Consider the following 26,614-nt stretch of genomic DNA (forward strand, 5'->3'; position numbering starts at 1 on the left):
GCATTTTGTGAGGCGCGGATTCCGGGGCGACATTTCCCACGTCCGCCCGCGTCAAATCTAGGGGAGAAAAGCATGAGTAGTGATGGCGTGAACACCGGCAGGAGAAAGTTCCTGACGGCTGCCACCAGTGTGGTGGGCGCTGCCGGCGCAGTGGGCATAGCTGTGCCCTTCCTGGGTTCATGGAACCCGTCAGCCAAGGCCAAGGCGGCCGGTGCGCCAGTGAAGGCGGACATCGGTAAACTGGAACCCGGCCAGATGGTTGTGGTCGAGTGGCGAGGCAAGCCCGTCTACGTGATGCACCGCACTCCGGAGCAGGTCGCGGACCTGCCCAAGTTGGACAGCACGTTGAAAGATCCCCTGTCAGAGATTTCTGAGCAACCTGATTACATCGAAGGCGTCGAACGTTCACTTCGCCCTGAGCTGCTGGTGGTTGTTGGCCTCTGTACTCATCTGGGGTGTGCTCCCAAGTTTCGCCCTGAAGTGGGCGCTGCTGACCTGGGTGGCGAAGAGTGGCTGGGCGGCTTCTTCTGCCCTTGTCATGGATCGAAATTTGACCTGTCGGGGCGCGTCTATTCCGGCGTACCGGCATCGGCCAACCTGGTGGTTCCCCCGTATTCCTTCGAGGGTGACAACGTCCTGGTAATTGGCGTGGATACGGAGGCTGCCTGATGATTAATATGCTAGTTGGATTGCGTGATTGGGTTGATGACCGCCTGCCGATCGTGCGCGCGTGGGATACCCACATGGGCAAGTACTATGCGCCCAAGAACTTTAATTTCTGGTACTTCTTCGGGGTTCTGTCCCTGTTGGTACTCGTCAACCAGTTGCTGACCGGCATCTGGCTGACCATGAACTATACGCCCAGTTCGGAAGATGCCTTCGCCTCCGTCGAATACATCATGCGCGATGTCGATTACGGCTGGATGCTGCGGTATATGCACTCCACAGGGGCCTCGGCCTTCTTTGTGGTGGTGTATCTGCACATGTTCCGTGCGCTGTTGTACGGCTCTTACAAGAAGCCGCGGGAACTGATCTGGATCTTTGGCATGCTCATCTTTGTCGTGCTGATGGCCGAGGCGTTCGTAGGTTACGTATTGCCCTGGGGGCAAATGTCCTACTGGGGAGCCCAGGTGATTATTTCGCTCTTTGGAGCGATACCGGTTGTCGGTGAAGATATCGTCACCTGGATTCGCGGTGACTACCTGATTTCCGGGGCCACCCTGAACCGTTTCTTTGCTTTGCATGTTGTGGCATTGCCGATTGTGCTGCTGGCCCTGGTGGTGTTGCACCTGCTGGCCTTGCACGAAGTGGGTTCCAACAACCCTGATGGCGTGGACATCAAAAAGCACAAGGACGAGAGCGGCGTGCCGCTGGACGGCGTTGCGTTCCATCCCTACTACACGGTTCATGACCTGCAGGCGATTGCGGTATTCCTGTTTATCTTCTGTGCAGTTATGTTTTTCCTGCCGGAGATGGGCGGTTACTTCCTGGAGTTCGCAAATTTTGAGGAAGCCAACGCGCTGAAGACCCCCGAGCACATCGCGCCTGTCTGGTACTTCACGCCGTTTTATTCGGTGCTGCGAGCGGTGCCCGACAAGTTCTGGGGCTTTATCGCCTTTGCGGCTTCGGTAGCTATTCCGTTCCTGTTGCCGTGGCTGGATCGCAGCCCGGTTAAGTCCTGGCGCTACCGCGGCAACATCACCAAGGTTATGTTGGTGCTGTTCGTGGCCTGCTTCCTGATTCTCGGTGTGCTGGGCGTGAAGAACCCTACACCCGCGCGTACCTTCCTCGCGCAGATCTGTTCGGTGTTCTATTTTGCCTTCTTCTTGCTGATGCCCATCTGGAGCGCCATGGATAAAACCAAGCCGGTTCCAGAGCGTGTCACCACCGATGGCGGCATTGGCTTCTGGGGCAGCATGGCGGGTCTGGCACTGATTCTGGCACTGACCATTATTCCGCTGAAAGCGGTGGGTGCCGAATCTGCCTACGCCTGTGGTGAGATCGAGTGCGACGAAATGGTTGTCGATCTCAGCAATAAGGCGTCACTGCAGAACGGTGCCAAGTTGTACATGAACTACTGCATGGCTTGTCACTCGCTGCAGTACTCTCGCTACAATCGCGTGGCCGAGGATCTCGGCATTCCCGCGGATCTTATGGAATCCCATCTGATGTTCGACCCGAACTACAAGATTGGTGACCTGATGGAGAACGCGATGGACGAGCGCACCGCCAAAACCTGGTTCGGTGCGACTCCTCCTGATTTGACCCTGGTGGCCCGAGCTCGTGCATCTGCGGCACGCAGTGGGCCTGATTGGCTGTACACATACCTGCGCAATTTCTATCGCGATGACAGCCGCCCCTATGGCGTCAACAACCGCGTATTCAAGGACGTGGGCATGCCCCATGTGATGTTGGAGATGCAGGGCATGCAGGAATGTGCCTCGGGTCCGGTAAAGGCGGGTAATGGCGGCGTGAAGCGCGACCCACTGACTGGCGCTGATATTCTCGACGATCCCTGTGGTTCCTGGTCAGTCGCTGAGCCAGGTACTTCAACGCCTGAAGAGTTCGACGCGGCGATCTACGACCTGGTCAACTTCCTGGCCTACACAGCCGAGCCAATGGCTATGGAGCGCAAGCGCACTGGCGTTTTCGTTCTTCTGTTTATCGCACTGTTCTTCGTTTTCGCCTGGTTGCTGAACCGCGAATACTGGAAAGACGTACACTGATCCTTAGCGATCGCACTGCAGCAGCGTGGCGTGACGTCTCGCTGCGTTTTTGTTTCTAGTTAATCAATAGAGGAATTCTCCATGGGTGTTGTGGCAAAGCGGTCTTCAATGACCTTTTTTTCGGACCCCACCAGTCACTACAGCCACCGGGTGCGTATCGTCCTGGCGGAGAAAGGTGTGACAGTGGATCTGATCGAATCCGACTCGGCCCACCCCCCGGCGGAACTGTCAGAACTCAATCCGTACAACAGCCTGCCGACGCTACTGGATCGCGACCTCGTTCTGTACGAGTCCAAGGTGATGATGGAATATCTCGATGAGCGTTTTCCGCATCCACCGCTGTTGCCGGTGTACCCGGTTGCGCGCGCCGAGAGCCGCCTGCTGATTCATCGCATCGAGAAAGACTGGTGTGCCCTGGTTGACGCCATCCTGCACACACGCAGCGACAACGTGATCAAGAAGTCCACCAAGGAGCTGAAGGAGAGCATCACCGCCATTGCGCCGATCTTCGCCGAGAAGCCTTTCTTTATGAGCGAAGAATTCACTCTGGTCGATTGCTGTATTGCTCCTATCCTGTGGCGCCTGCCTGCCCTGGGCGTTGATATCCGTAACACCAAGCAGACCAAACCGCTGTTCACCTACATGGACGCGTTGTTCGCTCGTGAATCCTTCCAGGAGAGTCTTTCCGAGCAGGAGCGGGAGATGCGCTCCTGAGGGGGCGCTCATTGACGAACCGCGTTACATGAAAATGACCTCCAGCCGGCCCTATATTATGCGCGCGCTCTACGAGTGGATCGTGGACAACGGCTGCACGCCATACATTCTTGTGGATGCCATGCAGGAAAACGTGATGGTGCCGGAGCAGTATGTGAAGGATGGGCAGATTGTCCTGAACATCTCTCCCACGGCTGTGATGGATCTTGATATTAGCAATGAAGCGGTGGCTTTCAACGGTCGTTTTGGTGGCGTAGCCAAAGACGTCTACGCTCCCACCAGTGCAGTCATCGGTATCTACGCCCGTGAGAACGGTCAGGGTATGGTGTTCGAGCCAGAGGAGGAGCCGGAGGATGAGCCTACGCCACCGGACGATGCCCCGCCGGAACCGAGCAAGCCCGAGGGCCGGCCCTCACTGAAAATCGTCAAGTAAACTGGAAGGCGCGATTGAGAATCGCGCCTTTTTCGTTTTAGTCCAGCAGTTCGAACAGTTTGACCACTTTCTGCACGCCGCCGACATCGGAGGCTTCGGCTGCAATACGATCAGCTTCTGCGCGAGTCGCCAGTCCCATCAGATAGACCACTCCGTTTTCAGTGACGACTTTTACCCGTTGCCCCTGGATGTCTGAACTCCCGAGGTAGAACGACTTCACCTTGGTTGTAATCCATGTATCCGAGGTGCGGGTCATGCCAGAACTGGGAGCGGCAATTTCCAGTTCGTTGTAGATCCGCCTGACGCCGCGAATTTCGCGGACAACATCTGTTGCCTTGGCTTTCAGTGCTTCGGAGGAAACCTGTCCCGCAATCAGGACATAACCGTTGTAGCTGACGATATTGAGGTGCGCGTTGTCGAAGGCTTCATCGGCAGCGTGAATGTTCACTCGCGATTTGGTCTCAATGCTATCGTCCTCGACCATGCGCCCCCAGGTGCGTTCACCCTGATCTTCCTCAATTGCGTTGGTTTCCATGCCCGCGAGCATGTGGCCGCAGCCAGCCAAAGTCAGCAGAGAGGTTAGCAGGGCAGTCAGGAGCAGGGGGTGGGATGGTCGATTCATTGTCAGTGTCCGGTTCCGAAGAGGCTGGCCTCGATGAGTTCGCAAAGCGTTTGTAGCACCATGGTATGTAGTTCGACCACGGTACGCCGAGTGGTTCCGTTGATCGTAATGGAAAACATCGCGTCGGGGATATCGTTGGCGTTACACAGCGCGACGGTGGTCATACCGCGCTCGCCGGCTACCTCTAGCGCGGATATCACGCTGGGGTCTGGCTCGGCGCTGCTGATGGTCAGGAGCACATCTCCCTCCTGGCCCAGGGCGCGGAGCGTATGGCTGAAACGGTGTGCCGCTGGCGCGGTCGGCGAGGCGCCTGCGTCCCAGCCCAGGCTTATAGCCGGCAGTGCGGGGCGTTCTTCGCCCAGGCTGTAGAGCAGGCTGTTGCTGAAGAGTTGGGACAGGGCGGCGTCGACGCCGGCCCCGCAGCTGATGATTTTCCGGTCCTGCAGCAGCGCCTGAGTGATCAATTCACAGGCGCTGGCGATGGGGTCGGCGAGTTGGTCGACCGACATGGCAGCGCTTTCTAGTGTGTTCTGAAATCGTTCGGCGATAATCTGGTAGTGATCCACAGTGTCCCTTTTTGTTGTCGTGCAATCCTGGGTTTCAGAAGGCTGAGCGAATCCAGCGGACGGCAGGTTCATCCGGGAATTGTCGCGGCTCGATGGCGATCACGTCAAATCTACAGTGCACCCTGGTTGTGCCCCGGGTCTTCTGCAGGTAGTGAAGCGCAGCGAGGCGCAGCTTGCGTTGTTTGCGCCGGTCAACTGTTGCCACAGCGGAAGCAAAGCGAGGGTTGCTGCGGGCGCGTACCTCCACGAAAACAAGCTGATCTCCGTCCAGAGCGATCAGGTCTATTTCGCCCACCTTGCAGCGAAAATTTCGCTCCAGTAACCGCAAGCCTCTGTCCAGCAGCCACTGGCTCGCGAAGTTCTCATAGCTGTCTCCCAGGTGCTTCATGCCCCGGGATTTTAATCAGCGTGGGGCGAGTTCGCCTCCATCAAATTTGGCCGGTACCAGCTCTCGCTCGATCTGCAGTTGCGGGTTCAGGCTTAACAAGCCGGTGTCTCCGCGGATAAGCAGGTCGGGTCCTGCCTGGAGCTGCAGGAAGCGCGATTGAAGCAAGTACGCGTCGGCGCCCAGCGCGTTCAGGCGAGGGTAGGCGTCGATGCTCGCCTTCGCCAAGGCCTCGCTCAGCTCGCGATTGGAGCCCAGTAGCCAGGGTAATTCAACGAGGTTCAAGCCGTTCAGATCCCGATCGCGGTCGTCGGCGCTGCCACGGTAAACACTGGAAGTGGCGTAGACCGGAAGCGCTCCGGCGTAATGGAAGGCGAGCAGGGGCTTCATGGAGCGGGCCTCGGCGGCGTTCCTTGCCAGCAGGAAAATGGCGTCAATGTCCTGTCTGCGCCGGGGGGTAAACTCGACGGGCTCGGCCAGCATGTCGCGCAACTGGCGGCGGCGCGCCTCGCTGCTGGCGATGCCGAGGCCGTTTTTTATGCTGGCGGAGTAGTCGTCCTGACCCGTGTAGGCAAGGGCGCTGCTAAAGGTCCCTCCCAGTGTTTGCCAGCGAGCGCGCAAGGCCTGCTCCATTTTATCGCCCCAGGCGCCAGCTGGGCGCAGCAAAAGGGCTCGGCGAGCACCATCGCCAAAGGCGACTTCGGCTATCTGGGCGGCCTCATCTTCCGGGGCCAGGGCAAATTGAATAAGCGCGCTATTCCCGGCGGGAAGGCTCCCATCCATTTGATTGAGGGCCAGGATGGGCACCGGCCTGCCGGGCTCGAGTGCCAATTCGGCTACAGCATTTTTGCTGAGTGGGCCGACAACCATGCGGGCGCCGCCGTTTATTGCAGCCCGGTAGGCTTCAGTGACGGAAGGGTAGAGATCACTGTCGACAACCCTGATTTCAAAGGGGGCGGCGTTCCCCTGGCGAGCCTTGAAGTAACTTGCCAGATATCCGTCTCGCACAGCCTTGCCAGCGGGGGCTAGTCGGCCCGAAAGCGGCAGCATAAGGGCCACCTGATGCGGCGCCGCCGTCTGATCCTGAAGATACTGCAAGCCGCCGGGGAGTGGTGAATTCGCGGGGTGCCCCGGGTTGTTGGCCTGCCAGGCGGGAAGACCCGTCGCCAGATGGGTGGAGTCCTGGTTGGCGAGTTCTGCCAGTTCCAACCATGCGGCCCACTGCTGATCGGTACTGGTGCCTCGGGCTCGCGCAATGTTAGCGGGGGGCGTGCGCATGAGGTCGTGCCATACGCTGCGCTTGAGGGCCAACTGGTCGCTTGAGGGGGCGATGGCCAGCAGTTGTGCGCCCAGTGCAGCGCTGGTCAGGTAATCGCGTTGCAGGTCGAGCAGGTGACGCTGAAAATTGTGCGCGCGGTAGGCGATGGCCGGGTGCAGTCCAGGTTGGTCCATGGCCTTGAGTAGAGCCTGGGCGCCAGGATCGTCACCGCGAAGATGTGCAATGCGCGCCTCTGTGTAGGTGAGACGCGCGCTATCGTTTGCATCCAGGGTTGTTTCAGCGAGTGGGGTCAGGCTGGTTTCTGCCACCATCCACTGGTTGCGAGCCAGTGCTGCCTCGGCAGCCTGGAATTCATTGCGATAGAGGCTCGCTGGCATTGTCAGGCCTTTGAGGTCCGGCGTCGTTTCCGTCGCCGGCGACACAGGTTCAGGCGCCTCTTTTTGCGGCGTTCCGCCACAGGCGATCAGGAGGGTGGCCAAGGCTAGGCCAAAGCTGGCCCGGGTCATATACCAAGGCAGGGGATGGGTTGCTCTCATGCTATGCTGCACCGATTCAATTCTGGCAAGCCTGCCACAGCTTGTGGCGCGTGGCGATATTATAAGGGGAAATCGTGGAAACTGGGTTGTATATTGTTGCCACACCCATCGGAAATCTGGGTGATATGGGGCAGCGAGCGGTGCAGGTGCTGCGCGACGCCGACCTTATCGCCGCTGAGGATACCCGCCACAGCGCCCGCCTGCTGCAACACTTCGGTATTGAAAGCCCCGCTATTCCCTATCACGAGCACAGTGGTGAGCGAGCGCCCGCCCGTATTGTGAATACCTTGCGAGATGGCGGTACTGTGGCCCTTATTTCTGACGCCGGTACACCACTGATCTCCGATCCCGGATACCGTCTGGTGCGAGAGGTGCAGGCAGCCGGTCACAAGGTTGTCGCCATTCCCGGGCCCTGCGCTGCCATTGCTGCTCTGAGTGTCTGTGGCCTGCCCACTGATCGCTTCCGCTTTGAGGGTTTTCTTCCCGCCAAGGCAGGGGCTCGCGCTCAGCGCCTGCAGGATCTGGTCGACGAAGCCGCGTCTCTGGTTTTTTATGAGGCACCGCACCGGGTAGCGGACGCATTGCACGCCATGGTTGGCGTGTTTGGCCCCGAGCGCGAAGCCGTGCTGGTCAGGGAGATCACCAAGACCTTTGAAACCGTTCATCGTGCGCCGCTGGCAGAGCTTCACGGCTTTGTTGTCAGCGATGCCAACCAGCAGAAAGGTGAGATTGTGCTCGTAGTCGCCGGCCGAGATCAGGGAGATGTGAGCCTGGACGCCGACACGGCGAGGTTACTTGAACGGATCGCCGAAGAACTTCCCGGCAAAAAGGCTGCCGCCATTGTTGCTGAGCACACTGGCCTGAGGAAGCGCGATCTGTACGACTACCTGCTCGGCCAGAAATAGGCTTGTAACCGGTTCCCATGCTAGGTAACCTGCGCCGCGAGTTGGTTGGGCGATCGCTCCTCACGTGTGAGGGGAGGAAAGTCCGGGCTCCACAGGGCAGGGTGCCAGATAACTTCTGGGGGGCGTGAGCCTACGGAAAGTGCAGCAGAAAGGATACCGCCTCTGTTCGCAGAGGTAAGGGTGAAAAGGTGCGGTAAGAGCGCACCGCGTGGCTGGTAACAGGCGCGGCGATGGTAAACCCCACTCGGAGCAAGACCAAATAGGAACCCTTAAGCCGCGGCCCGCGGCGGGTTCGGGTAGGTCGCTTCAGGCAATCGGTGACGGTTGTCGCAGATGAATGGTCGTCCACGACAGAACCCGGCTTACAGACCGACTCGCTTACTGAAGCCCCTGGACCTTGCCGGTCCAGGGGCTTCTTCTTTTCTCCCAATCGTTAAAATGTATCCCGGTTATTCCAATAGGTAATAAAAAAAGCCCTCCAGATAAAAAACTAGCCTGTAACTTAAAGTGATTACTTAAGTGTTGGAGTTATGAGGCTGTTTTGTAGGTATATTTATCTCGTAAAATACTCAAAAATGCGCTTAAATGCCCCGTAACGGCTTGAATTTACAGCGTTTTTTCTAAGCTGCCTCGGTTGACCTGCTATATCCACAGGCCTATAGTGTCGAAAAGTGGGAATAAGTGGGTAAATCTGTCTTTTTGTGGATCAATTGGACAGTGAGTGGGGAAGCGCGCCGTGTTTCGTGGAGTACAGCACATATCAATGGATGCGAAGGGTCGCCTGGCAATGCCGGCGCGCCAGCGTGAGCCATTGCTGTCTCAATGCGAAGGCAAGATTGTTGTCACCATTGATACCCAGACTGCGTGTCTCGCGGTTTATCCACTGCCAGAGTGGGAGCGCATCGAGCGCGAAATCCAGGCCCTGCCAGCTCTCAAGCCGGCCATCAAGCGCTTTCAGCGCCTGGTGCTGGGCTACGCCACCGATATTGAGTTGGACGCCAGTGGGCGCATGTTGTTGCCCCAGTCACTGCGCGAGTACGCCGAATTGAGCAAGAAGCTGGTGTTGGTCGGGCAGGGCAACAAGATGGAAATCTGGTCCGAAGCATTGTGGATGGCCGAACGGGAGCAGGCGCTGGCGGACGCGGGTCCGCTGACGGAAGTTCCCGACGAATTGTTCTCGCTGACACTGTAGGTGGCCAGCATGCATTTGACAGTACTACTACGAGAGGCAACTGAAGCTCTGGTAACGGCGCCCAGTGGCTTCTACGTGGATGGTACTTTTGGTCGGGGTGGTCACAGTCGCGCAGTGCTGGATCGCCTTGCTGATGACGGTCAGCTGCTGGGCGTCGACAAGGACCCCGTTGCGATAGATTCTGCCCGCGAGCTCGCTGCTGCTGATCCCCGCTTTACTTTTTATCACGGTTCTTTTGCCAGTCTTCCGCTTCACCTGAGTGAACTGGGTTGCGAGTCTGTAGACGGCATTCTGGTTGATCTTGGCGTTTCCAGTCCCCAGTTGGATGAGGCCGAACGCGGCTTCAGTTTCTTGCAGGATGGCCCGCTGGATATGCGTATGGATACCAGCTCCGGCGAGACTGCCGCCGAGTGGCTCTCTCGTGCCGACGAGCAAGATATTGCTTACGCGCTGAAAGAATACGGAGAAGAGCGTTTTGCCAAGCGTATCGCGGGCGCCATCGTCGCCGCGCGCGATACCGGCTCGCTGACAACGACCGGCCAGCTGGCCCAGGTTGTTAAAGAGGCAAACCCCCGTTGGGAGAAACACAAGCATCCCGCCACACGCGCCTTCCAGGGGATTCGCATTCAGGTGAACCGCGAGCTGGGCGATTTGCGCGATTTACTCGATTCCGCGCTGGACATGCTCAAGGTGGGAGGTCGCCTTGTGGTGATCAGTTTTCACTCGCTTGAAGACCGGATGGTCAAGCGCTATATGCGCGATATGGCGCGTGGCGAGCAATTGCCGCCGGGCGTGCCGGTCACTGATGCTGCGCTCAATCGGCGCATGAAGCTGGTGGGCAAGGCGGTGAAGGCTTCCGAAGAGGAGCTGGGAGAAAACGTCCGGTCCCGCAGTGCTGTGATGCGCGTGGCGGAGAAAATCGCATGAGCTCGCGGGTGCAGGGCAAGAAAATGGTCACCGCGAAAGTGCGCGCCAGCGAAACTGCCAGCGAGCGCCCATGGCAGCTCGGCACCCTGGCGCTCGGCGTGTTGGTGCTGGTCTCCGCCTTTGCTGTGATTCATACAACTCACGCGTGTCGCGAGCTCTATACGCATTTGCAGGCCTTGGAGGCCCGCCAGTGGCATTTGCAGGAAGATTACGGTCGACTGCTGCTCGAGGAAAGTACCTGGGCGTCACACTACCGGGTCGAAAAGGTTGCCCGCGGTGAGTTGCAAATGGCGGAGCCCGACCTGGCTCGCTATGAAGTGGTGGGCCGATGAAGGCGGCAGCGCGCAAGAGAGCACAGCAGCAGCCTTCAATGTGGCGCCTTTACCTGGTGGCGTTTGCCCTGCTGTCGATGGCGGTGGTGTTGATTGGTCGAGTCCTGTCCCTGCAGATTCTTGAAACAGAGCGCGGGTATACCTTTCTCCAGAATCAGGGTGATGCCCGTTCGCTCCGCAGTGCTGAAATTCCCGCCTATCGCGGTGTCATTACGGATCGCCACGGTGAGCCCCTGGCCGTGAGTACCCCGGTCGTGTCGATCTGGGCAAACCCCCTTCACCTTGATACGGAGCGTTTGCCCGAGCTGGCTGCGGCGCTGGGTATGACGCTGTCCTCGCTCAAGGAGCGAGTTGCGCGGTACGAGGGGAAGCAGTTTATGTATCTCGATCGGCACCGTGTGCCACACGAGGCGCGTGAAATTCTCGGTAAGCGGATTCGGGGTGTGTATGGCGAGCGTGAATATCGTCGCTTCTACCCTGCAGGTGAGGTCGCGGCGCAGCTGGTTGGTTTTACCAATCTCGATGATGAAGGTATCGCCGGCATGGAATTCGCGTTCGATGCGCATCTGCAGGGTGTGCCGGGCAAGAAAAAGTACATCAAGGATCTCAGGGGCCAGATGATCCGTGATATCGGTGTGGTGCAGCCAGCACGTCCCGGTAATCCATTGCGTCTGAGTATCGATTTGCGCTTGCAGCACCTGCAGCACCGCGAATTGGCGAAGGCGGTCACGGCAGCGGGTGCTGCAAGTGGCACCGTGGTGACTCTCGATGCGCATACGGGCGAAGTGCTGGCGATGGTCAACTATCCGGTGTTCAACCCCAATAGCCGCAAGAACATGAAGGGCGGGACCACTCGTAATCGCGCGCTCACTGACACGTATGAGCCGGGCTCGACTATGAAGAGTCTGACGCTGGTTGCTGCGCTCGAAAGTGGCCTCTACACCACCGATACCATGATTGATACATCGCCGGGCTGGATTCGGGTGGGCCCCAAGACCTATCCCGATCCGCGCAACTATGGCGAGATCAGCCTTTCGCGGGTGATTGAAAAGTCCAGCCAGGTCGGTGTAACCAAGCTGGCGGTTGAGCTCGGTCATGAGCCGATCTGGGAGGTATTTAACCGTTTCGGAATTGGTCAGCCGCTGGGAACGGGTTTCCCTGGGGAAAGCGCCGGCGTATTGCCCAACAGGCCCCGCTGGTATTCCACTGAAAAAATTTCCCTGGCCTTCGGTTATGGCATCACTACCACGCCCTTGCAATTGGCGCGCGCCTACAGTGTGTTCGCCAACAACGGCATTATGCAGGAGGTTTCTCTGCTCGCCCGTGACGGCGAGGCGGAGGAGGGTGTTCAGGTTATATCTCCGGATGTTGCGGCAGAGGTGCTCAAGGTCCTCGGTCGGGTTACTGGAGAACACGGCACGGCGCGCAAGGCGCGCGTAGCCGGATATGAGGTAGGGGGTAAAACAGGCACTGTGCACAAGGTGGGGCCTCAGGGGTATATCGATAACTCCTACGTCGCTCTTTTTGCCGGGGTCGCGCCGGTCGATGATCCACGTGTGGTCACCGTTGTGGTCATCAATGAACCCAAGGGCGAGTCTTACGGCGGCGGGTCTGCAGCAGCTCCGGTCTTCTCTAAAGTGACTCGTGGCGCGCTGCGCCTGCTGGGCGTTACTCCGACTGATTTGCCCGAGGAGGTCGCTGTGGCCTCGACCGGGCGTGGTGGTGCCGCATGATGGCGCTGGCACAATTGATTGAGCGCCCCGATTGCGAGGGTGCTGGGACTGAGCTTCGGGGAATCGAGCTCGACAGCCGCAAGGTTCAGGCGGGAGATTTGTTCCTGGCCATACCCGGTGAGCAGCACGATGGACGCCAGTTTATAGAGCAGGCGGTCGCCAATGGCGCGAGCGCAGTGCTGGCCGAACCGCCGATAGCCGGCTTTGTGGATGCGGTACCGGTGCCGCTGGTCGAAGTGCCCGAGCTGCAGCAGGAGTCTGGTTTTCTTGCGTCGAAATTCTATGGTCATCCCTCTCGCGAACTGCACATGGTTGGGGTCACGGGTACCAACGGGAAAACCACCGTCAGCCGCCTGGTGGCCCAACTGGTACGCCTGCTGGGTAAGCCCTGTGGCGTGATTGGCACGCTTGGAGCGAGCCTGGATGAGGCTGTATCCCAGGGCGGTAATACCACACCTGACTCAGTGTCTCTGCAACATCAGCTTGCAGCGTGGCGCGATGACGACGTCTTCGCTGTGTGCATGGAAGTGTCCTCCCACGCGATGGTTCAGGGGCGGGTTAATGGCGTCGCGTTTGAGACCGCTATCTTCACAAATCTTTCTCAGGACCATCTGGATTATCACGGCAGCATGGAGGCCTATGGCCGGGCCAAGCTTGCGCTGTTTAACACAGAAGGTCTGCGCTACGCATTGGTCAATCTTGACGACGCGTACTCACCGCGAGTACTGCAAGTGCTCGACCCCGCCGTTACCGCTTATCGCTATTCCTTGCGGGATGCCACGGCAGATATCTACGTAGAAGGCGCCACTTTCGCGGCGGGTCGTGTGCATGGGCTGCTGCGAACCCCCTGGGGTAAAGGCGAATTCGATAGCCCGCTCGCGGGCGACTTCAATTTGTTAAATCTGGCGGCCGCTATTACCGCGGTAGTGCTGGCGGGTGAGGCGCTCGACAAGGTCCTGGCCGCAGTCAGTCAGCTGCAGCCAGTGCCAGGGCGCATGCAGGCCATCGCGAACGAGCAGGGATTGCAGGTGATCGTCGACTACGCCCATACCCCTGATGCACTCGAGAAAGTATTGCTTGCCCTGCGACCGCAGGTAGCGGGCGAGCTTATTACCGTATTTGGCTGTGGTGGCGATCGCGATCAATCCAAGCGGCAGGTGATGGGCAGGATAGCCTGTAGCCATTCTGACCGCGTCGTGGTCACCAGCGACAACCCGCGCGGAGAAGACCCGGCTGCCATTGTTGCCGATATAGAGGTCGGATGTAGCGGCCAGTATCAACTTGAGGTCGATAGAGCGAAGGCCATTGCGTTGGCGATTACTGACGCACAGGCGGGTGATTGTGTGGTGATCGCAGGCAAGGGACACGAGGATTACCAGATTATTGAGGGTAACAAGATCTACTTCAGCGATGAGGCCCAGGCTGCGAAGGCGCTGCAAGCCGCGCAAGAGAGGGTGGAGGCATGATGCGTTCATTCAGTCTTGCGGAATTGTGTGAGCCGCTCAATGCGATCCTCGTCGGTGGCGATTGCCGGATAGACAGTGTTTGCACCGATAGCCGAGAGCTCAAAACAGGTGACCTGTTTGTCGCTCTGTCGGGTGATAACTTCGACGGCCATAACTACCTCGATGTCGCTGCCAACGCGGGCGCTGCGGCAGTCATGATCAGCCGCGAAAGTACGGCGGCTCTGCCGCAGCTGCAAGTTGCGGACACACAGCGCGGGCTTGGTCTGCTGGGCGCCTATAATCGCGCTCAGTTCAGCGGGCCGCTGGTGGCAATTACCGGCAGTGCCGGGAAAACCACAGTCAAAAATATTGTGCACGCTGTTTTGTCGCAGCGAGGTGAAACCCTCGCGACTGATGGCAACTTTAATAATGAGGTGGGTGTTCCACTCACATTGTTGCGCCTTGGCCCCGGCGATGAATTCGCTGTGGTGGAGATGGGTGCCGCGGGTAAAGGCCATATCGAGTGGCTGTGTGAAATCGGCAAGCCCACTGTTTCCCTGTTGCTTAATGCGATGCCTGCACATCTCGATGGCTTTGGCAGTGTAGAGCAGATTGCCGATGCCAAGGCTGAGATATATGACGCCCTTGGCACTCAGGGTGTGGCGGTGATAAATGCCGACCAGGCCTGGGCTGATGCCTGGCGAGCGCGTGCAGGAGAAGCCCGTGTCATTGATTTCTCCACCGTATCGAGCGCTGCTGCGGTGCACCTGTTGGAGGCGCGTTCACTCGGTATCGAGGGTAGTGAATTGCGGATTGCTACGCCGGTGGGTGAGTTCGTTGCCATGCTGGCTTTGCCCGGCCCCCATAATCATAGCAATGCCCTCGCAGCTGTTGCTGTGGGCCTGGCCTGCGGTTTGGAACTTGCCGAAATCGCCGCCGGGCTAGCTGCGGTGCAACCGGTTGCTGGCCGTCTTGCCGCGGTGCGCAATGCCAGTGGGGCGTTGGTCATTGACGACAGCTATAACGCCAACCCGGGCTCGGTTAAAGCTGCCATCGAAACGCTTATTGAGGCATCAGGACGCCGTACCCTCGTGCTCGGTGTAATGCGTGAGCTGGGCCCCGAGAGTGCGATGATGCATAGGCAGATGGGCGAATTTTCCCGGGAGGCCGGCCTGGATCAATTCTGGGGTGTCGGGGAGGAACTGCGAGAGGCGGTCGAGGTGTTCGGCAGCGGCGGGCGCTGGTTCGAAGATTGTGACCAGGCACTTGCAGCAGGCGTGGAGTCGTTCGGCCCTGAAGATGCGGTTCTCGTGAAGGGATCTCGTGGGGCCCGGATGGAGCGTGTGGTGAATGGACTGACGGCGCTCGCAAGCGCAGGAGAGCGCTGATGCTCCTTTTTCTCGCTGAATACCTCAGTCAGTTCGAAAGTGGATTTCAGGTTTTCCAGTATCTCACGTTGCGCGGGATTCTCGCTGCGGGCACGGCGCTGGCTATATCGCTCATGGTTGGTCCCTACATGATTCGCAAGCTGAGCTACTACCAGGTGGGACAGGCCGTGCGGGATGATGGGCCCCAGAGCCATCTTAGCAAGGCCGGTACACCGACCATGGGCGGTGCGCTCATTCTGGTTGCCATAGCGATTTCCACGTTGCTGTGGGCGGACCTGCGCAATGCCTATGTCTGGATAGCGCTGCTGGTAACGGCTGTTTTTGGCGCGGTGGGCTGGGTAGATGACTATCGCAAGGTCGTCGAGAAAAATTCCCGGGGCCTGCCGGCTCGTTGGAAGTACCTGTGGCAGTCGATCGCGGGTCTCGCCGCTGCGCTCTATCTCTATGTCTACATCGATACCCCGGTCACTACTGAATTGTATGTTCCCTTTATCAAGGATTTCGCCTGGGACATGGGCCCGCTGTTCATCCTGCTGACCTACTTCGTGATCGTCGGTTCCAGCAATGCTGTCAATCTCACCGATGGTCTGGACGGCCTGGCGATTATGCCGACGGTGATGGTGGGCGGAGCATTGGGGATCATTGCCTACTTGACCGGCCATGCAAATTTCGCTGACTACCTGCAGATTCCCTATGTGGCAGGGAGCGGGGAAATGGCTGTGTTCTGCGGCAGCATCGCCGGGGCCGGGCTTGGTTTCCTCTGGTTTAACACCTATCCCGCTCAGGTATTCATGGGCGATGTAGGTGCGTTGGCGCTGGGCGCCGCGCTGGGAACAGTCGCAGTGATCACGCGTCACGAGATCGTATTTTTTGTGATGGGAGGCATTTTCGTACTGGAGACCGTATCGGTCATTCTCCAGGTAGCCTCCTTCAAGCTGACAGGTAAGCGCATTTTTCGCATGGCCCCAATCCACCACCACTACGAATTGAAGGGGTGGCCAGAGCCCAGGGTCATTGTGCGTTTCTGGATTATCACCGTGATGCTGGTCCTGTTTGGGCTGGCGACACTGAAGCTGAGGTAGGAGTGACACAGGCAGTGGTACAGGACGTAATAGCAAGCAGCGTGAACCGGGTGGTAGTCGGCCTGGGCGTCACGGGTTTGTCCTGCGCGCGCTTCCTGCACAAGAGCGGCCAACCTTTTGCTATCGTCGATACCCGCGAAAAGCCACCCGGCCTGGCGCAAGTGCAGGCTGAGATGCCGGATGTCCCGGTCTATCTTGGCGAGTTTCCCGCCGAGCTTCTTACCGGTGCAGATGAGCTTATTGTGAGCCCCGGTATTGCGCCTGATGACCAGATGCTGGCTCCAGCACTGGAGGCGGGTGCCACACTGGTCGGTGATATCGACCTGTTCGTCGCAGCGGCGCAGGCGCCAGTGGTTGGTATTACCGGCTCGAACGCGAAATCCACAGTGACTGAGCTGGTCGGCGCCATGGCGCTGGAGGCAGGTCTGGATGTGGGTGTTGGCGGGAACCTTGGGACCCCGGCGTTGGACTTGTTGGCACCAGCAAGAGATCTGTATGTACTCGAGCTGTCCAGCTTTCAACTGGAGCGTGCCGGAAATCTCGGCCTTGAAGTCGCGACCGTACTGAACGTCAGTGCCGATCACCTGGACCGCCACGGTAACCTGGTGCGTTATCACCAGGCCAAGCACCGTATATTTCAGGGTTGTCGTAAAGTCGTGGTCAATCGCAGCGACCCACTTACCGTGCCATTGGTGCCGGAAGACGTTGAGGTGGTGAGCTGGCGACTCGGCGAGCCTGAATTGCACGGCTTTGGTCTGCGCGATGGTTACCTTTGCTATGGGGCTGAGCCATTGCTGGCTATTGATGAGCTCGGCATTGTAGGCCTGCACAATCAGGCAAACGCGCTTGCAGCACTAGCGCTCGGGAGAGCCGCCGGACTACCGGTCGACGCTATGTGTCGCGCCCTGAAACTGTTCCGCGGGTTGCCGCACCGCTGCGAGCTCGTGGCCCGGCTTAACGACGTCAGCTATGTCAACGATTCCAAGGGAACGAATGTAGGTGCGACCCAGGCGGCACTCGCCGGGCTGGGCGGAGAGCGCGATGTTCTGCTCATTGCCGGTGGTCAAGGTAAAGGGGCGGACTTCAGTGCCATGCGCCGCGTTGTGCAGCAACACTGCAAGCACGTGCTGTTGATCGGCGAAGATGCGGCCCTGCTGGAAGAGGCGCTCGGGCCTGTCACTGAAATCCTGCGCTGTGAGGACATGGCTGAGGCTGTGCGTAATGCTGCTGCGCTCGCCGCGCCGGGTGAAACGATACTGCTTTCGCCGGCCTGTGCGAGCTTTGATATGTATCCCGGTTTTGCCGCTCGCGGCGACGCCTTCCGCGAAGCCGTTTCGATGCTGGAGGTGGACGCATGAGTCGCGCCGTCAGTGCTCCCTCTCTTATGCCTGATACCGGTCTGCTGATGCTGGGGGTCGCCCTGATGTTGGTGGGGCTTGTAGCGATTAGCTCTGCATCGATTGAGTATGCCGATATTAACTACAGCAGTACCTGGTTTCACACCGTGCGTCATCTGATTTACATGGGAGTGGCGTTGGGTGCAGCGATAGTGGTTTATCGCATTCCGCTGGAGTTCTGGGAGCAGACCGGCTGGGTCTGGCTGTTTATCGCACTTGCGCTGTTGATTCTGGTGCTGATACCCGGCGTCGGGCGCGAAGTTAATGGTAGTCAGCGCTGGCTGCCTCTGGGTCCTTTCACGCTGCAGCCATCGGAGTTTGCCAAGCTTGCCATGGTCGTCTATCTGGCGGGTTACATGGTGCGGCGCGAGCACGAGGTGAGGTATGAGTGGCAGGGTTTCCTCAAGCCCATGGCCGTCCTGTTTGCTGCCACCTTGCTGTTGATGGTGGAGCCTGACTTTGGTGCCACGGTCATTGTTGCCGGGAGCGCTTTCGGTATGTTGTTCCTGGCGGGCGTGAAGATTGTTCACTTCATGGTGGTGGGCGCCGGCGCGTTGGGCGCTTTGCTGGTTCTGGTGGTCAGTGAACCGTATCGCGTAAAACGACTCACGGCGTATACCGATCCCTGGGCCGATCCTTATGACACCGGTTTTCAGTTGACGCAGTCATTGATCGCATTTGGCCGCGGCGAGTGGTTTGGCGTTGGCCTGGGTAACAGCGTCCAGAAGCTGTTCTACTTGCCTGAGGCACACACCGATTTCGTCTTTTCGATCTGGGCTGAGGAGACCGGCTTCGTCGGTGCCTTGGCGGTGATCTTGCTGTATATCGCACTGATAGGTCGAATTCTCTGGGTGGGTCGCGCGGCTCAATTAGCAGCGCAACCTTTTGGCGCCTATGTCTGCTATGGCGTGGCGCTGGTGTTCTCCGGTCAGGCATTTGTGAACATGGGTGTGAGCTCGGGCCTATTGCCCACCAAGGGGCTGACCCTGCCGTTCGTTTCCTATGGCGGCACCAGTCTGATTGTGTGCTGTGTCATGTTGGCGCTGGTATTGCGTATCGAAAACAGCGTGCGTCACGGGGAGGTGAAGAAGTGAGCTCCCTGGTCCTGATGATGGCAGGTGGCACTGGTGGCCATGTTTATCCAGCCCTGGCTGTCGCCAATGAATTGCGTGAGCGCGGACACCGGGTTGAGTGGGTGGGGACGTCTCGAGGCCTGGAGCAGCGAGTTGTTCCGGCTGCTGGCATCACGCTCCATCATCTCGCCGTGCGCGGTGTGCGCGGCAAGGGGATCCTGGACAAGATCCAGGGGTTAATTGCACTGGGCGTGGCGTCACTTCAGGCGCTCTGGTTGGTGTTGCGATTGCAACCGGCTTGTGTGGTCGGCATGGGCGGTTATGTCGCCGGCCCCGCCGGGGTGGCAGCCTGGTTGCTGCGCCGGCCGCTGCTGATTCACGAGCAGAATGCCATCGCGGGTACGACTAATCGAATGCTGTCACCGCTGGCTAAAACCGTAGTCACAGGTTTCCCGGCAGCTTTTAACAGTGATATCGAAACGCTCACGCTGGGCAATCCTGTACGCGAGGAGATTATTGCCGCCGGTGAAGAGCAGCAGTATGACTACGACGGTAGCCGCAGCCTGCATGTCCTTATTCTGGGCGGCAGCCTCGGCGCGAAGCCATTAAACGAAGCGGTTCCCGCGGCGGTGAGTGCCCTGCTGCAAGAGGGCGCGAACATTCATGTGTGGCACCAGACCGGAGAGGCGCATGTTGGCCCGGTCAGTCACGCCTATCCAGAGGATGCGGCGGACAGGGTGAGGGTGGCTCCCTTCATTGAAAACATGGCCGAGGCTTATCAGTGGGCGGATGTGGTGGTGTGCCGAGCCGGTGCGCTGACTGTTTCAGAGCTGGCGGTCATGGGTAGGCCGTCTATTTTGGTGCCACTACCCCACGCTATCGATGACCACCAGACGGCGAACGCGCGCTCTCTTGCAGACCGAGGCGGTGCAATCCTGATGCGTCAGGCCGATATGAGCGTTGCCGTTCTTACGCAGTCGCTTCGCGGGTACATAAACCATCCAGAGCGACTGCAGGCGATGGCTCTAGCGGCGCGTGCCGTTGCAACTCCCAGAGCCACCGCCGACGTGACCGATCGCTGCGAGGAGCTGTTCCGTGCTGACTGACAAGAGCGCTTATACAGTTCCCGAGATGCGCCGTGTGCGCCGCATCCACATGATAGGCGTTGGTGGCACAGGCATGAGTGGCATCGCTGAAGTCCTGGTTAACCTTGGGTACGAAGTGGGCGGCTCTGACTTGCGCGCCAGCCCGGTTACGCGTCGCCTGCAGGAGCGGGGCGTTGAAGTCTTTATCGGTCATCAGGCGGAGAACGTCGGTGCAGCGGATGTCGTTGTGAGTTCGAGCGCGGTTGACGAATCCAATCCCGAAGTGGCCGCGGCGCGCGAGGCGCGTATTCCGGTTGTGCCGCGCGCTGAAATGCTTGCGGAGCTGATGCGCTACCGGCACGGCATCGCAGTGGCGGGCACGCATGGCAAAACGACGACCACCAGCCTGATTGCCAATGTCTTTGGCGAGGCCGGTTTGGATCCAACCTTTGTGATCGGCGGGCTCGTTAACAGTGTCGGCAGTAATGCTCAGCTTGGCGCGAGCCGGTTCCTGGTCGCAGAAGCTGATGAAAGTGATGCCTCGTTCTTGCACCTGCAGCCCATGGTGACTGTGATCACCAATATTGAAGCCGATCATATGGATACCTACGGCGGTGATTTTTCCGTCCTGCGCCGTACCTTCCTTGAGTTCCTGCACAATTTGCCGTTCTACGGTGTGGCGGTGATGTGTGTTGATGACCCCGTGGTTCGCGAGATGCTCGCTGATGTGAGCCGTCAGGTGATTACCTATGGATTTGCGGATGATGCTGACTACCGCATTGACGATATGCAGCGTGAAGGCCTTGTTACTCGCTTTATCGTGCATCGTCCTGGTGAGGCCGGGTCATTGAATGTCGAGCTGAATATGCCCGGGGAGCACAATGTGCTCAATGCCACAGCAGCCGTTGCGGTGGCCTGCGACGAGGGTCTTGAGGACGCTGCCATACTCCGCGGCCTGGCGGGCTTTGCAGGCGTTGGTCGCCGCTTCTCAAATATGGGTGAACTCTCTTTGCCCGCGGGTAAGGCACTGCTCATTGATGACTATGGTCATCATCCAACCGAGGTCAGGGCCACCCTCGACTCCGCGCGACAGGCTTTCCCGGAGCAGCGAGTGGTGATGGTTTATCAGCCTCACCGCTACTCACGTACACGCGATCTTTACGAGGACTTTGTCGCAGCGCTCTCTCGCTGCGACGTACTGGTGTTGCTCGATGTTTACGCTGCGGGGGAAGAGCCCATCCCGGGTGCGGACAGCCGCAGTCTGACCCGCAGTATTCGCCAGCGAGGTCAGTTGGAGCCAATTTTTGCCGAGAGCATCGACGATGTGCCGCGCATTCTCTGTGACGTGGTGCAGAGCGGCGATGTGGTGGTCACCCAGGGCGCGGGCAATATCGGTGCTCTGGCGCGGGACCTGGCCGGTCTTGATTTTTTTGAGGTGTGTAAGTGATGACTAGCGCACAGCTGAAGCAGGGAAAGATCGCGGTGTTGCTCGGTGGGACGTCGGCTGAGCGCGAAGTTTCTCTCAATAGCGGCGCCACTGTCGTTGACGCCTTACGTTCGCTCGATTACACCGTACGCGAAGTTGATCCGGCGGATGACGCCTGGATGGCGCAGCTCGAAGGGGTAGATTTCGCGTTCAATATTCTTCACGGCCCCGGCGGTGAAGACGGCTGTATTCAGGGTGCCCTGCAGGCGCTCGGTATTCCCTACACCGGTTCCGGTGTACTGGGGTCGGCGTTGGCGATGGACAAACAGCGTAGCAAGGAACTCTGGCAAGGTATCGGTATTGCCACGGGTGGTTTCGCCATGCTGCAAGAAAACACGGACTGGCAAGCGGTCATCGATCGTCTGGGTAAAGTATTCGTCAAACCTGCGTGCGAGGGCTCCAGCATAGGTATGGCCCCGGCAGACACTGCAGCGGCATTGCAGTCGGCCTATCACGACGCGGCTCAGTATGGCGTAGGAGTGCTGGCCGAGAAGTTTATCAATGGTCCCGAATACACCGTAGGGATTCTGGGAGATCGCGCTCTGCCCTCCATCTGCATGCAGACAGACAACGAATTCTACGACTACGAAGCAAAGTACATTTCCAACGACACGACCTACAACTGCCCTTCGGGCCTGTCTGCGGAAGACGAGGCTGAAGTGGGTGCGCTGGCGCTGGCAGCCTTTCGCTCTCTGGGCTGCGCGATCTGGGGACGAGTGGATACGATGCGTGATGTCGATGGCCGTTTCTATGTACTGGAAGTGAACACGATTCCCGGTATGACGTCACATAGCCTCGTGCCGATGGCTGCGCGAGAGGTGGGAATGACCGTGCCGCAGTTGGTTGAGCAGATTCTTACTTTGAGCTGGGAGGCGCAGGCATAGCATGGGTGTAGCGATTAAATTGCCGGTGTTTGGCCGGCGCCCCGAACAAGAGAGCAAGCCGAAGAAAGCTCGGCGTGCGGCCGCTAAGAAAAAAGCGCCTCAGGAACAGGTGAAGCGCAAGTCGCGGCAAACCCCTGCGAAAGGTGCGACGCGTAAACAGCAGACCAAGGTAGAGAAGGCGCCAGCGAGTTTCGCATGGTTGAACCGCATCCTGATTCTTTTGGGTGTCGGCGTGGTGGCGGCTGCAGGAATGCAGGCCTGGGTCTATCTCTCTGCTATCCCGGTAGAGCGCATCGTCGTGACTGGTGAGCTGGAAAACACGCGTACCAGTGCGGTTCAGGACATGGTGCAGCCGGCCCTGGTTGGCGGTTTCCTGGGCGCGGATCTCAAAGAAGTGCGCGGCCAGCTTGAGGCGCTGCCCTGGATTTACGAGGCGAATGTACGCCGGGTGTGGCCAAACGCGCTAGAGATTCATGTTGTGGAGCAGCTGCCGATAGCGCGTTGGGGCGATGGGGCTTTCCTGAATCACGAAGGCGAGGTTTTCCGACCCAGTCACAACGAAGACTGGTCAGCGCTGCCGCAGCTGCGGGGCCCTGAAGGTGCTGCCGGGGAGTTAATGCACACTTACCAGCGGCTGGTGGATATTCTCGCACCGCTGCGTCTGAACGTCAGTCAATTACTGGTGGATGACCGTGGTCAGGTGGAGGCGGTGCTCGCAGGTGGGCAGTCGCTGATGATCGGCGGCGATGATTTTCGCCAGCGTATGCAGCGGTTCAGCCGCTTGTATCACGTGGAATTGGCCTCGCGGATGAGTGAGGTAGAGCGGGTGGACCTGAGGTATCACAAAGGGGTCGCGGTAGCGTATCGCGAGTTACCGCCTCAGGAAGAAAAAACGGATAAAGAAAAAGCCTAAGGGGAGAGACTGCCATGGGCAGCGCGCAGGACAAAAGAATGATCGTCGGCCTGGATATCGGGACATCCAAGGTGGTGGCGATCGTCGGTGAAGTCGGCATGGACGGCGAAATCGAGGTTGTGGGTATTGGTTCACATCCGTCCAAAGGCATGAAGAAAGGGGTGGTGGTCAATATTGAATCCACGGTCCAGTCGATTCAGCGCGCGGTGGAAGAGGCCGAGCTGATGGCCGGCTGTCAGATCCACTCGGTGTATGTGGGGATTGCGGGCAGCCACATTCGCAGCCTGAACTCTCATGGCATCGTTGCGATTAAGGATAAGGAAGTTTACAGCCATGATCTGGAGCGAGTGATCGACGCAGCCCAGGCAGTAGCGATTCCTGCAGACCAGAAGATTCTGCACATCCTGCCGCAGGAATACGTTATCGATAACCAGGAGGGGATCAAGGAGCCTCTGGGTATGTCGGGTGTGCGGCTGGAGGCCAAGGTTCACCTCGTGACCTGCGCCGTGAATGCGGCCCAGAATATTGAAAAATGTATTCGTCGCTGCGGGCTGGAAGTTGAGGAGATCATTTTAGAGCAACTTGCATCCAGCTACTCGATTCTCACTGAGGATGAGCGCGACCTGGGTGTTTGTCTGGTGGATATCGGCGGCGGTACGACCGATATCGCGATCTTTACTGAGGGTGCAATTCGCCACACAGGCGTCATACCGATTGCGGGCGACCAGGTGACTAACGATATCGCCATGGCCTTGCGCACACCGACGCAGCATGCGGAAGAAATCAAGATCAAGTACGCCTGTGCTCTGACTCAGCTGGCCGGCGCGGACGAAACCATCAAAGTACCCAGTGTAGGCGACCGGCCGCCGCGAGACTTGTCGCGCCAGTCGCTGGCGGAAGTGGTTGAGCCCCGCTACGACGAATTGTTCACCCTCGTGCAGGCCGAACTGCGCCGTTCGGGCTTCGAAGACATGGTGCCGGCGGGCATCGTGCTCACCGGGGGTACCTCCAAGATGGAAGGTGTGGTGGAGCTGGCGGAAGAAATTTTTCACATGCCGGTACGCGTGGGATATCCCCAGAGCGTGCAGGGGCTGAATGACATCGTGCGCAACCCGATCTACGCAACCAGCGTGGGTTTGTTGCATTACGGCGTCGACCATACGGAAGAGAACAGTCAGAGCGGTGGCCGCAGTAGCAGCGGCGCACCGGCCGAGAGTTGGATCAATCGGGCCAAGGCCTGGATTTCAAGTAATTTTTGAGTGGTAAGCGGTCGCATTCGAGTGCGGCTTTTCTATAAAAGGGGAGAAATAAACCATGTTTGAACTGATAGACAATGTACCAAGCAACGCCGTCATAAAGGTGATCGGAGTGGGCGGAGGCGGTGGCAACGCTGTCAAGCACATGATCGATAACTCGGTTGAAGGTGTTGATTTCATCTGTGCCAACACAGACGCGCAGGCGCTCTCGGACATCGAGTCCAGGACTGTGCTGCAACTCGGTGGCGAGATCACCAAGGGTCTCGGTGCTGGCGCTAACCCTGAGATTGGTCGGGCTGCTGCAATGGAGGATCGCGAGCGTATCGCCGATTCTATTCGCGGTGCCGATATGATCTTTATCACTGCGGGTATGGGTGGCGGAACCGGTACTGGTGGCGCTCCGGTGGTTGCAGAAGTGGCGCGCGAGCTGGGCATCCTGACGGTTGCCGTGGTAACCCGTCCGTTCCCTTTCGAGGGCAAAAAGCGTTTGAAAATTGCCCAGGAAGGTGTGGGTGAACTGCAGCAGCATGTGGACTCTTTGATCACGATTCCCAATGAAAAATTGCTCGAAGTGCTAGGTAAAAATACCAGTCTGCTCGATGCCTTTAAGGAGGCGAATGATGTATTGTTGGGCGCAGTTCAGGGGATCGCAGATCTGATTATTCGCCCCGGTATGATCAACGTCGATTTTGCCGATGTGCGGACCGTAATGTCCGAAATGGGCATGGCGATGATGGGCACCGGCAGCTCCAAGGGTGAAAATCGTGCCCGTGAAGCGGCTGAAAGAGCGATAAACAGCCCCCTCCTGGATGACATTGATTTACAAGGTGCCCGCGGGATTTTGGTTAATATCACCGCTGGTCTCGATCTCGCATTAGGCGAGTTCGCCGAAGTTGGCGACACGATCGAGGAATTTGCATCCGAAGAAGCGACAGTTGTTGTAGGAACGGTTATCGATCCGGATATGACGGACGAGCTGAAGGTAACCGTTGTTGCCACTGGACTTGGCAGTGAAGCGGCGCGCGCGCCGTTGCAGGTAGTAGATACCGCGCCCGCCAGGTCCGCCGTGAGCACGGAGTCCGAACTGGACGAGCCCAACTACGCCGACCTGGACCGCCCCGCGGTGCAGCGCAGGCAGAGGGCCGCCGCAGGTGGACAGACCGCTGTCGCTGCAGACGCAGGCGAGGAGTATTTCGATATTCCCGCATTCCTGCGTAGACAGGCCGACTGAGACACGCTGAGGAGAGATCCGGGTAGTGCTCAGGGCTTAACGCCTTTGGGCAACTGACGGAGTGAGTATGATTCGACAGCGCACACTGAGAAACGCGATCAAGGCGACCGGCGTCGGCTTGCACACGGGTGATAAGGTCTACCTGACTTTGTGCCCTGCACCGGTGAATACTGGCATCGTATTTCGCAGGGTTGATCTTGACCCGGTAGTTGAAATCCCCGGCCGGGCGGACAACGTTGCTGACACCACTCTCTCTACCAGCCTTTTCGCCAATGGCGAAAAAGTGTCTACCGTGGAGCATCTCATGGCAGCCATGGCGGGCCTGGGAATTGACAACGCATACGTCGATGTCAGTGCCCCGGAAGTCCCCATCATGGATGGCAGCGCGGGGCCCTTTGTTTTTCTTCTCCAGTCAGCGGGGATCGAAGAGCAAAACGCGCCCAAGAAGTTTATTCGCATAAAGCGGAAGGTCACAGTCGAGGACGGCGACAAAGTAGCCAGCTTCCTCCCCTTTGATGGCTTCAAAGTCTCCTTTACTATCGACTTTGACCACCCCGTTTTCCGCGATCGCGCCGCTCATGCCGAGGTGGACTTCTCCTCAACGTCTTTTGTCAAAGAAATCAGCCGGGCGCGAACGTTCGGCTTTATGCACGAAATCGAATACCTCCGCTCCCAGGGCCTGGCCCGGGGCGGCAGTGTCGATAACGCCATCGTGGTTGATGATTATCGAATCCTGAATCAGGATGGCTTGCGTTACGACGATGAATTTGTGCGGCACAAAATTCTTGACGCCATCGGTGATCTGTATCTATTGGGTAACAGCCTGATTGGTGAATTCCGTGCCTTCAAGTCTGGCCACGGCCTGAACAATGCTTCGCTGCGCGCACTGATCGCCCAGCCCGATGCCTGGGAAGTGGTTACCTTTGAAGACGAGGCCAAGGCCCCGATTTCCTATACGCTCAACCCAATCCCGGCTATCTGACGAAATTCGCCGCTGATCGGCTCAGATTGGGCGCCAGTTCAC

The 26,614-nt window shown here is 58.5% G+C and carries 25 protein-coding genes and 1 other RNA gene; 22 read left to right on the plus strand and 4 right to left on the minus strand.

Annotated elements, in window-relative coordinates; translation table 11 throughout:
• Window positions 1-72: 72 nt before the first annotated feature.
• From petA to EY643_RS04540, 4 genes are all read left to right on the plus strand, one after another.
• Complete coding sequence (gene petA, locus EY643_RS04525) at window positions 73-669, plus strand: ubiquinol-cytochrome c reductase iron-sulfur subunit (protein ID WP_152661073.1); 597 nt, start codon at window positions 73-75, stop codon at window positions 667-669.
• A complete protein-coding gene (locus EY643_RS04530; RefSeq protein WP_152661074.1) occupies window positions 669-2,726 on the plus strand; it encodes a ubiquinol-cytochrome c reductase in 2,058 nt (685 codons plus the stop codon). Before petA ends, EY643_RS04530 begins: the two co-directional genes overlap by 1 nt.
• Before the next feature lie 81 nt (window positions 2,727-2,807).
• Window positions 2,808-3,440: a glutathione S-transferase N-terminal domain-containing protein gene (locus tag EY643_RS04535; RefSeq protein ID WP_152661075.1), complete on the plus strand. Its 633-nt coding sequence runs from the start codon at window positions 2,808-2,810 to the stop codon at window positions 3,438-3,440.
• A gap of 28 nt (window positions 3,441-3,468) precedes the next feature.
• Window positions 3,469-3,873 carry a ClpXP protease specificity-enhancing factor gene (locus tag EY643_RS04540; protein ID WP_205743146.1) on the plus strand — a complete coding sequence of 135 codons (405 nt, stop codon included), beginning with the start codon at window positions 3,469-3,471 and terminating at the stop codon, window positions 3,871-3,873.
• Window positions 3,874-3,910: 37 nt separating this feature from the next.
• Here EY643_RS04540 and EY643_RS04545 read toward each other — a convergent pair whose 3' ends face one another.
• From EY643_RS04545 to EY643_RS04560, 4 genes are read right to left on the minus strand one after another with little or no spacing between them, the layout of a single operon-like run.
• Complete coding sequence (locus EY643_RS04545; RefSeq protein WP_240732821.1) at window positions 3,911-4,495, minus strand: BON domain-containing protein; 585 nt, start codon at window positions 4,493-4,495, stop codon at window positions 3,911-3,913.
• Window positions 4,496-4,497: 2 nt separating this feature from the next.
• On the minus strand, window positions 4,498-5,061 hold the full coding sequence (locus tag EY643_RS04550) for a D-sedoheptulose-7-phosphate isomerase (RefSeq protein WP_170287279.1): 564 nt from the start codon (window positions 5,059-5,061) through the stop codon (window positions 4,498-4,500).
• A 34-nt stretch (window positions 5,062-5,095) separates the two neighbouring features.
• The gene (locus tag EY643_RS04555) at window positions 5,096-5,449 is read right to left on the minus strand and encodes a YraN family protein (protein ID WP_152661077.1); all 354 of its coding nucleotides are present in this window, start codon (window positions 5,447-5,449) and stop codon (window positions 5,096-5,098) included.
• Between the two features lie 15 nt (window positions 5,450-5,464).
• Complete coding sequence (locus EY643_RS04560) at window positions 5,465-7,204, minus strand: penicillin-binding protein activator (RefSeq protein WP_205743147.1); 1,740 nt, start codon at window positions 7,202-7,204, stop codon at window positions 5,465-5,467.
• Between the two features lie 131 nt (window positions 7,205-7,335).
• Between EY643_RS04560 and rsmI the strand changes: the two genes are divergently transcribed.
• From rsmI to lpxC, 18 genes are all read left to right on the plus strand, one after another.
• Entirely contained in the window at window positions 7,336-8,166 is an 831-nt protein-coding gene (gene rsmI, locus EY643_RS04565) for a 16S rRNA (cytidine(1402)-2'-O)-methyltransferase (protein ID WP_152661079.1), read from the plus strand.
• A 37-nt stretch (window positions 8,167-8,203) separates the two neighbouring features.
• Window positions 8,204-8,547: RNase P RNA component class A (rnpB, locus tag EY643_RS04570), an RNA gene on the plus strand.
• Window positions 8,548-8,902: 355 nt separating this feature from the next.
• Complete coding sequence (gene mraZ, locus EY643_RS04575) at window positions 8,903-9,358, plus strand: division/cell wall cluster transcriptional repressor MraZ (RefSeq protein WP_152661080.1); 456 nt, start codon at window positions 8,903-8,905, stop codon at window positions 9,356-9,358.
• A gap of 9 nt (window positions 9,359-9,367) precedes the next feature.
• A complete protein-coding gene (gene rsmH / locus EY643_RS04580) occupies window positions 9,368-10,285 on the plus strand; it encodes a 16S rRNA (cytosine(1402)-N(4))-methyltransferase RsmH (protein WP_152661081.1) in 918 nt (305 codons plus the stop codon).
• Complete coding sequence (gene ftsL, locus EY643_RS04585; protein WP_152661082.1) at window positions 10,282-10,617, plus strand: cell division protein FtsL; 336 nt, start codon at window positions 10,282-10,284, stop codon at window positions 10,615-10,617. The genes rsmH and ftsL overlap by 4 nt, the downstream gene beginning before the upstream one ends.
• Window positions 10,614-12,350, plus strand: a complete 1,737-nt coding sequence (locus tag EY643_RS04590; RefSeq protein ID WP_152661083.1) for a peptidoglycan D,D-transpeptidase FtsI family protein — start codon at window positions 10,614-10,616, stop codon at window positions 12,348-12,350. Before ftsL ends, EY643_RS04590 begins: the two co-directional genes overlap by 4 nt.
• A complete protein-coding gene (locus EY643_RS04595; protein WP_152661084.1) occupies window positions 12,347-13,816 on the plus strand; it encodes a UDP-N-acetylmuramoyl-L-alanyl-D-glutamate--2,6-diaminopimelate ligase in 1,470 nt (489 codons plus the stop codon). The genes EY643_RS04590 and EY643_RS04595 overlap by 4 nt, the downstream gene beginning before the upstream one ends.
• Complete coding sequence (locus EY643_RS04600) at window positions 13,813-15,183, plus strand: UDP-N-acetylmuramoyl-tripeptide--D-alanyl-D-alanine ligase (RefSeq protein ID WP_152661085.1); 1,371 nt, start codon at window positions 13,813-13,815, stop codon at window positions 15,181-15,183. Before EY643_RS04595 ends, EY643_RS04600 begins: the two co-directional genes overlap by 4 nt.
• Window positions 15,183-16,265: a phospho-N-acetylmuramoyl-pentapeptide-transferase gene (gene mraY / locus EY643_RS04605; protein ID WP_152661086.1), complete on the plus strand. Its 1,083-nt coding sequence runs from the start codon at window positions 15,183-15,185 to the stop codon at window positions 16,263-16,265. Before EY643_RS04600 ends, mraY begins: the two co-directional genes overlap by 1 nt.
• Before the next feature lie 2 nt (window positions 16,266-16,267).
• Window positions 16,268-17,623 (plus strand): UDP-N-acetylmuramoyl-L-alanine--D-glutamate ligase, encoded by a 1,356-nt coding sequence (murD, locus tag EY643_RS04610; protein ID WP_152661087.1) that lies wholly within the window; start codon window positions 16,268-16,270, stop codon window positions 17,621-17,623.
• On the plus strand, window positions 17,620-18,756 hold the full coding sequence (gene ftsW / locus EY643_RS04615; protein ID WP_240732822.1) for a putative lipid II flippase FtsW: 1,137 nt from the start codon (window positions 17,620-17,622) through the stop codon (window positions 18,754-18,756). The genes murD and ftsW overlap by 4 nt, the downstream gene beginning before the upstream one ends.
• The gene (gene murG / locus EY643_RS04620; RefSeq protein WP_152661088.1) at window positions 18,753-19,841 is read left to right on the plus strand and encodes an undecaprenyldiphospho-muramoylpentapeptide beta-N-acetylglucosaminyltransferase; all 1,089 of its coding nucleotides are present in this window, start codon (window positions 18,753-18,755) and stop codon (window positions 19,839-19,841) included. Before ftsW ends, murG begins: the two co-directional genes overlap by 4 nt.
• Window positions 19,842-19,866: 25 nt before the next feature.
• The gene (gene murC, locus EY643_RS04625) at window positions 19,867-21,267 is read left to right on the plus strand and encodes a UDP-N-acetylmuramate--L-alanine ligase (RefSeq protein ID WP_240732886.1); all 1,401 of its coding nucleotides are present in this window, start codon (window positions 19,867-19,869) and stop codon (window positions 21,265-21,267) included.
• On the plus strand, window positions 21,267-22,190 hold the full coding sequence (locus EY643_RS04630; protein ID WP_152661090.1) for a D-alanine--D-alanine ligase: 924 nt from the start codon (window positions 21,267-21,269) through the stop codon (window positions 22,188-22,190). The genes murC and EY643_RS04630 overlap by 1 nt, the downstream gene beginning before the upstream one ends.
• 1 nt (window position 22,191) lies before the next feature.
• The gene (locus EY643_RS04635) at window positions 22,192-23,103 is read left to right on the plus strand and encodes a cell division protein FtsQ/DivIB (protein ID WP_152661091.1); all 912 of its coding nucleotides are present in this window, start codon (window positions 22,192-22,194) and stop codon (window positions 23,101-23,103) included.
• Between the two features lie 14 nt (window positions 23,104-23,117).
• Window positions 23,118-24,362, plus strand: a complete 1,245-nt coding sequence (ftsA, locus tag EY643_RS04640; protein WP_152661092.1) for a cell division protein FtsA — start codon at window positions 23,118-23,120, stop codon at window positions 24,360-24,362.
• A gap of 55 nt (window positions 24,363-24,417) precedes the next feature.
• On the plus strand, window positions 24,418-25,590 hold the full coding sequence (gene ftsZ / locus EY643_RS04645; protein WP_152661093.1) for a cell division protein FtsZ: 1,173 nt from the start codon (window positions 24,418-24,420) through the stop codon (window positions 25,588-25,590).
• 67 nt (window positions 25,591-25,657) lie between these two features.
• Window positions 25,658-26,572, plus strand: a complete 915-nt coding sequence (lpxC, locus tag EY643_RS04650; protein WP_152661094.1) for a UDP-3-O-acyl-N-acetylglucosamine deacetylase — start codon at window positions 25,658-25,660, stop codon at window positions 26,570-26,572.
• The last annotated feature ends 42 nt before the right edge of the window (window positions 26,573-26,614 follow it).

It is taken from the genome of Halioglobus maricola, assembly GCF_009388985.1.
Taxonomy (GTDB): Bacteria; Pseudomonadota; Gammaproteobacteria; order Pseudomonadales; family Halieaceae; genus Halioglobus; species Halioglobus maricola.

Excerpts from the sequence above, each read along its gene's own strand:
- petA (WP_152661073.1), top strand. The coding sequence starts at position 73 with ATGAGTAGTGATGGCGTGAACACCGGCAGGAGAAAGTTCCTGACGGCT.
- EY643_RS04530 (WP_152661074.1), top strand. The coding sequence starts at position 669 with ATGATTAATATGCTAGTTGGATTGCGTGATTGGGTTGATGACCGCCTG.
- EY643_RS04535 (WP_152661075.1), top strand. The coding sequence starts at position 2,808 with ATGGGTGTTGTGGCAAAGCGGTCTTCAATGACCTTTTTTTCGGACCCC.
- EY643_RS04540 (WP_205743146.1), top strand. The coding sequence starts at position 3,469 with ATGAAAATGACCTCCAGCCGGCCCTATATTATGCGCGCGCTCTACGAG.
- EY643_RS04545 (WP_240732821.1), bottom strand. The coding sequence starts at position 4,495 with ATGAATCGACCATCCCACCCCCTGCTCCTGACTGCCCTGCTAACCTCT.
- EY643_RS04555 (WP_152661077.1), bottom strand. The coding sequence starts at position 5,449 with ATGAAGCACCTGGGAGACAGCTATGAGAACTTCGCGAGCCAGTGGCTG.
- rsmH (WP_152661081.1), top strand. The coding sequence starts at position 9,368 with ATGCATTTGACAGTACTACTACGAGAGGCAACTGAAGCTCTGGTAACG.
- ftsL (WP_152661082.1), top strand. The coding sequence starts at position 10,282 with ATGAGCTCGCGGGTGCAGGGCAAGAAAATGGTCACCGCGAAAGTGCGC.
- EY643_RS04590 (WP_152661083.1), top strand. The coding sequence starts at position 10,614 with ATGAAGGCGGCAGCGCGCAAGAGAGCACAGCAGCAGCCTTCAATGTGG.
- EY643_RS04595 (WP_152661084.1), top strand. The coding sequence starts at position 12,347 with ATGATGGCGCTGGCACAATTGATTGAGCGCCCCGATTGCGAGGGTGCT.
- EY643_RS04600 (WP_152661085.1), top strand. The coding sequence starts at position 13,813 with ATGATGCGTTCATTCAGTCTTGCGGAATTGTGTGAGCCGCTCAATGCG.
- mraY (WP_152661086.1), top strand. The coding sequence starts at position 15,183 with ATGCTCCTTTTTCTCGCTGAATACCTCAGTCAGTTCGAAAGTGGATTT.
- ftsW (WP_240732822.1), top strand. The coding sequence starts at position 17,620 with ATGAGTCGCGCCGTCAGTGCTCCCTCTCTTATGCCTGATACCGGTCTG.
- murC (WP_240732886.1), top strand. The coding sequence starts at position 19,867 with ATGCGCCGTGTGCGCCGCATCCACATGATAGGCGTTGGTGGCACAGGC.
- EY643_RS04630 (WP_152661090.1), top strand. The coding sequence starts at position 21,267 with ATGACTAGCGCACAGCTGAAGCAGGGAAAGATCGCGGTGTTGCTCGGT.
- EY643_RS04635 (WP_152661091.1), top strand. The coding sequence starts at position 22,192 with ATGGGTGTAGCGATTAAATTGCCGGTGTTTGGCCGGCGCCCCGAACAA.
- ftsA (WP_152661092.1), top strand. The coding sequence starts at position 23,118 with ATGGGCAGCGCGCAGGACAAAAGAATGATCGTCGGCCTGGATATCGGG.
- ftsZ (WP_152661093.1), top strand. The coding sequence starts at position 24,418 with ATGTTTGAACTGATAGACAATGTACCAAGCAACGCCGTCATAAAGGTG.
- lpxC (WP_152661094.1), top strand. The coding sequence starts at position 25,658 with ATGATTCGACAGCGCACACTGAGAAACGCGATCAAGGCGACCGGCGTC.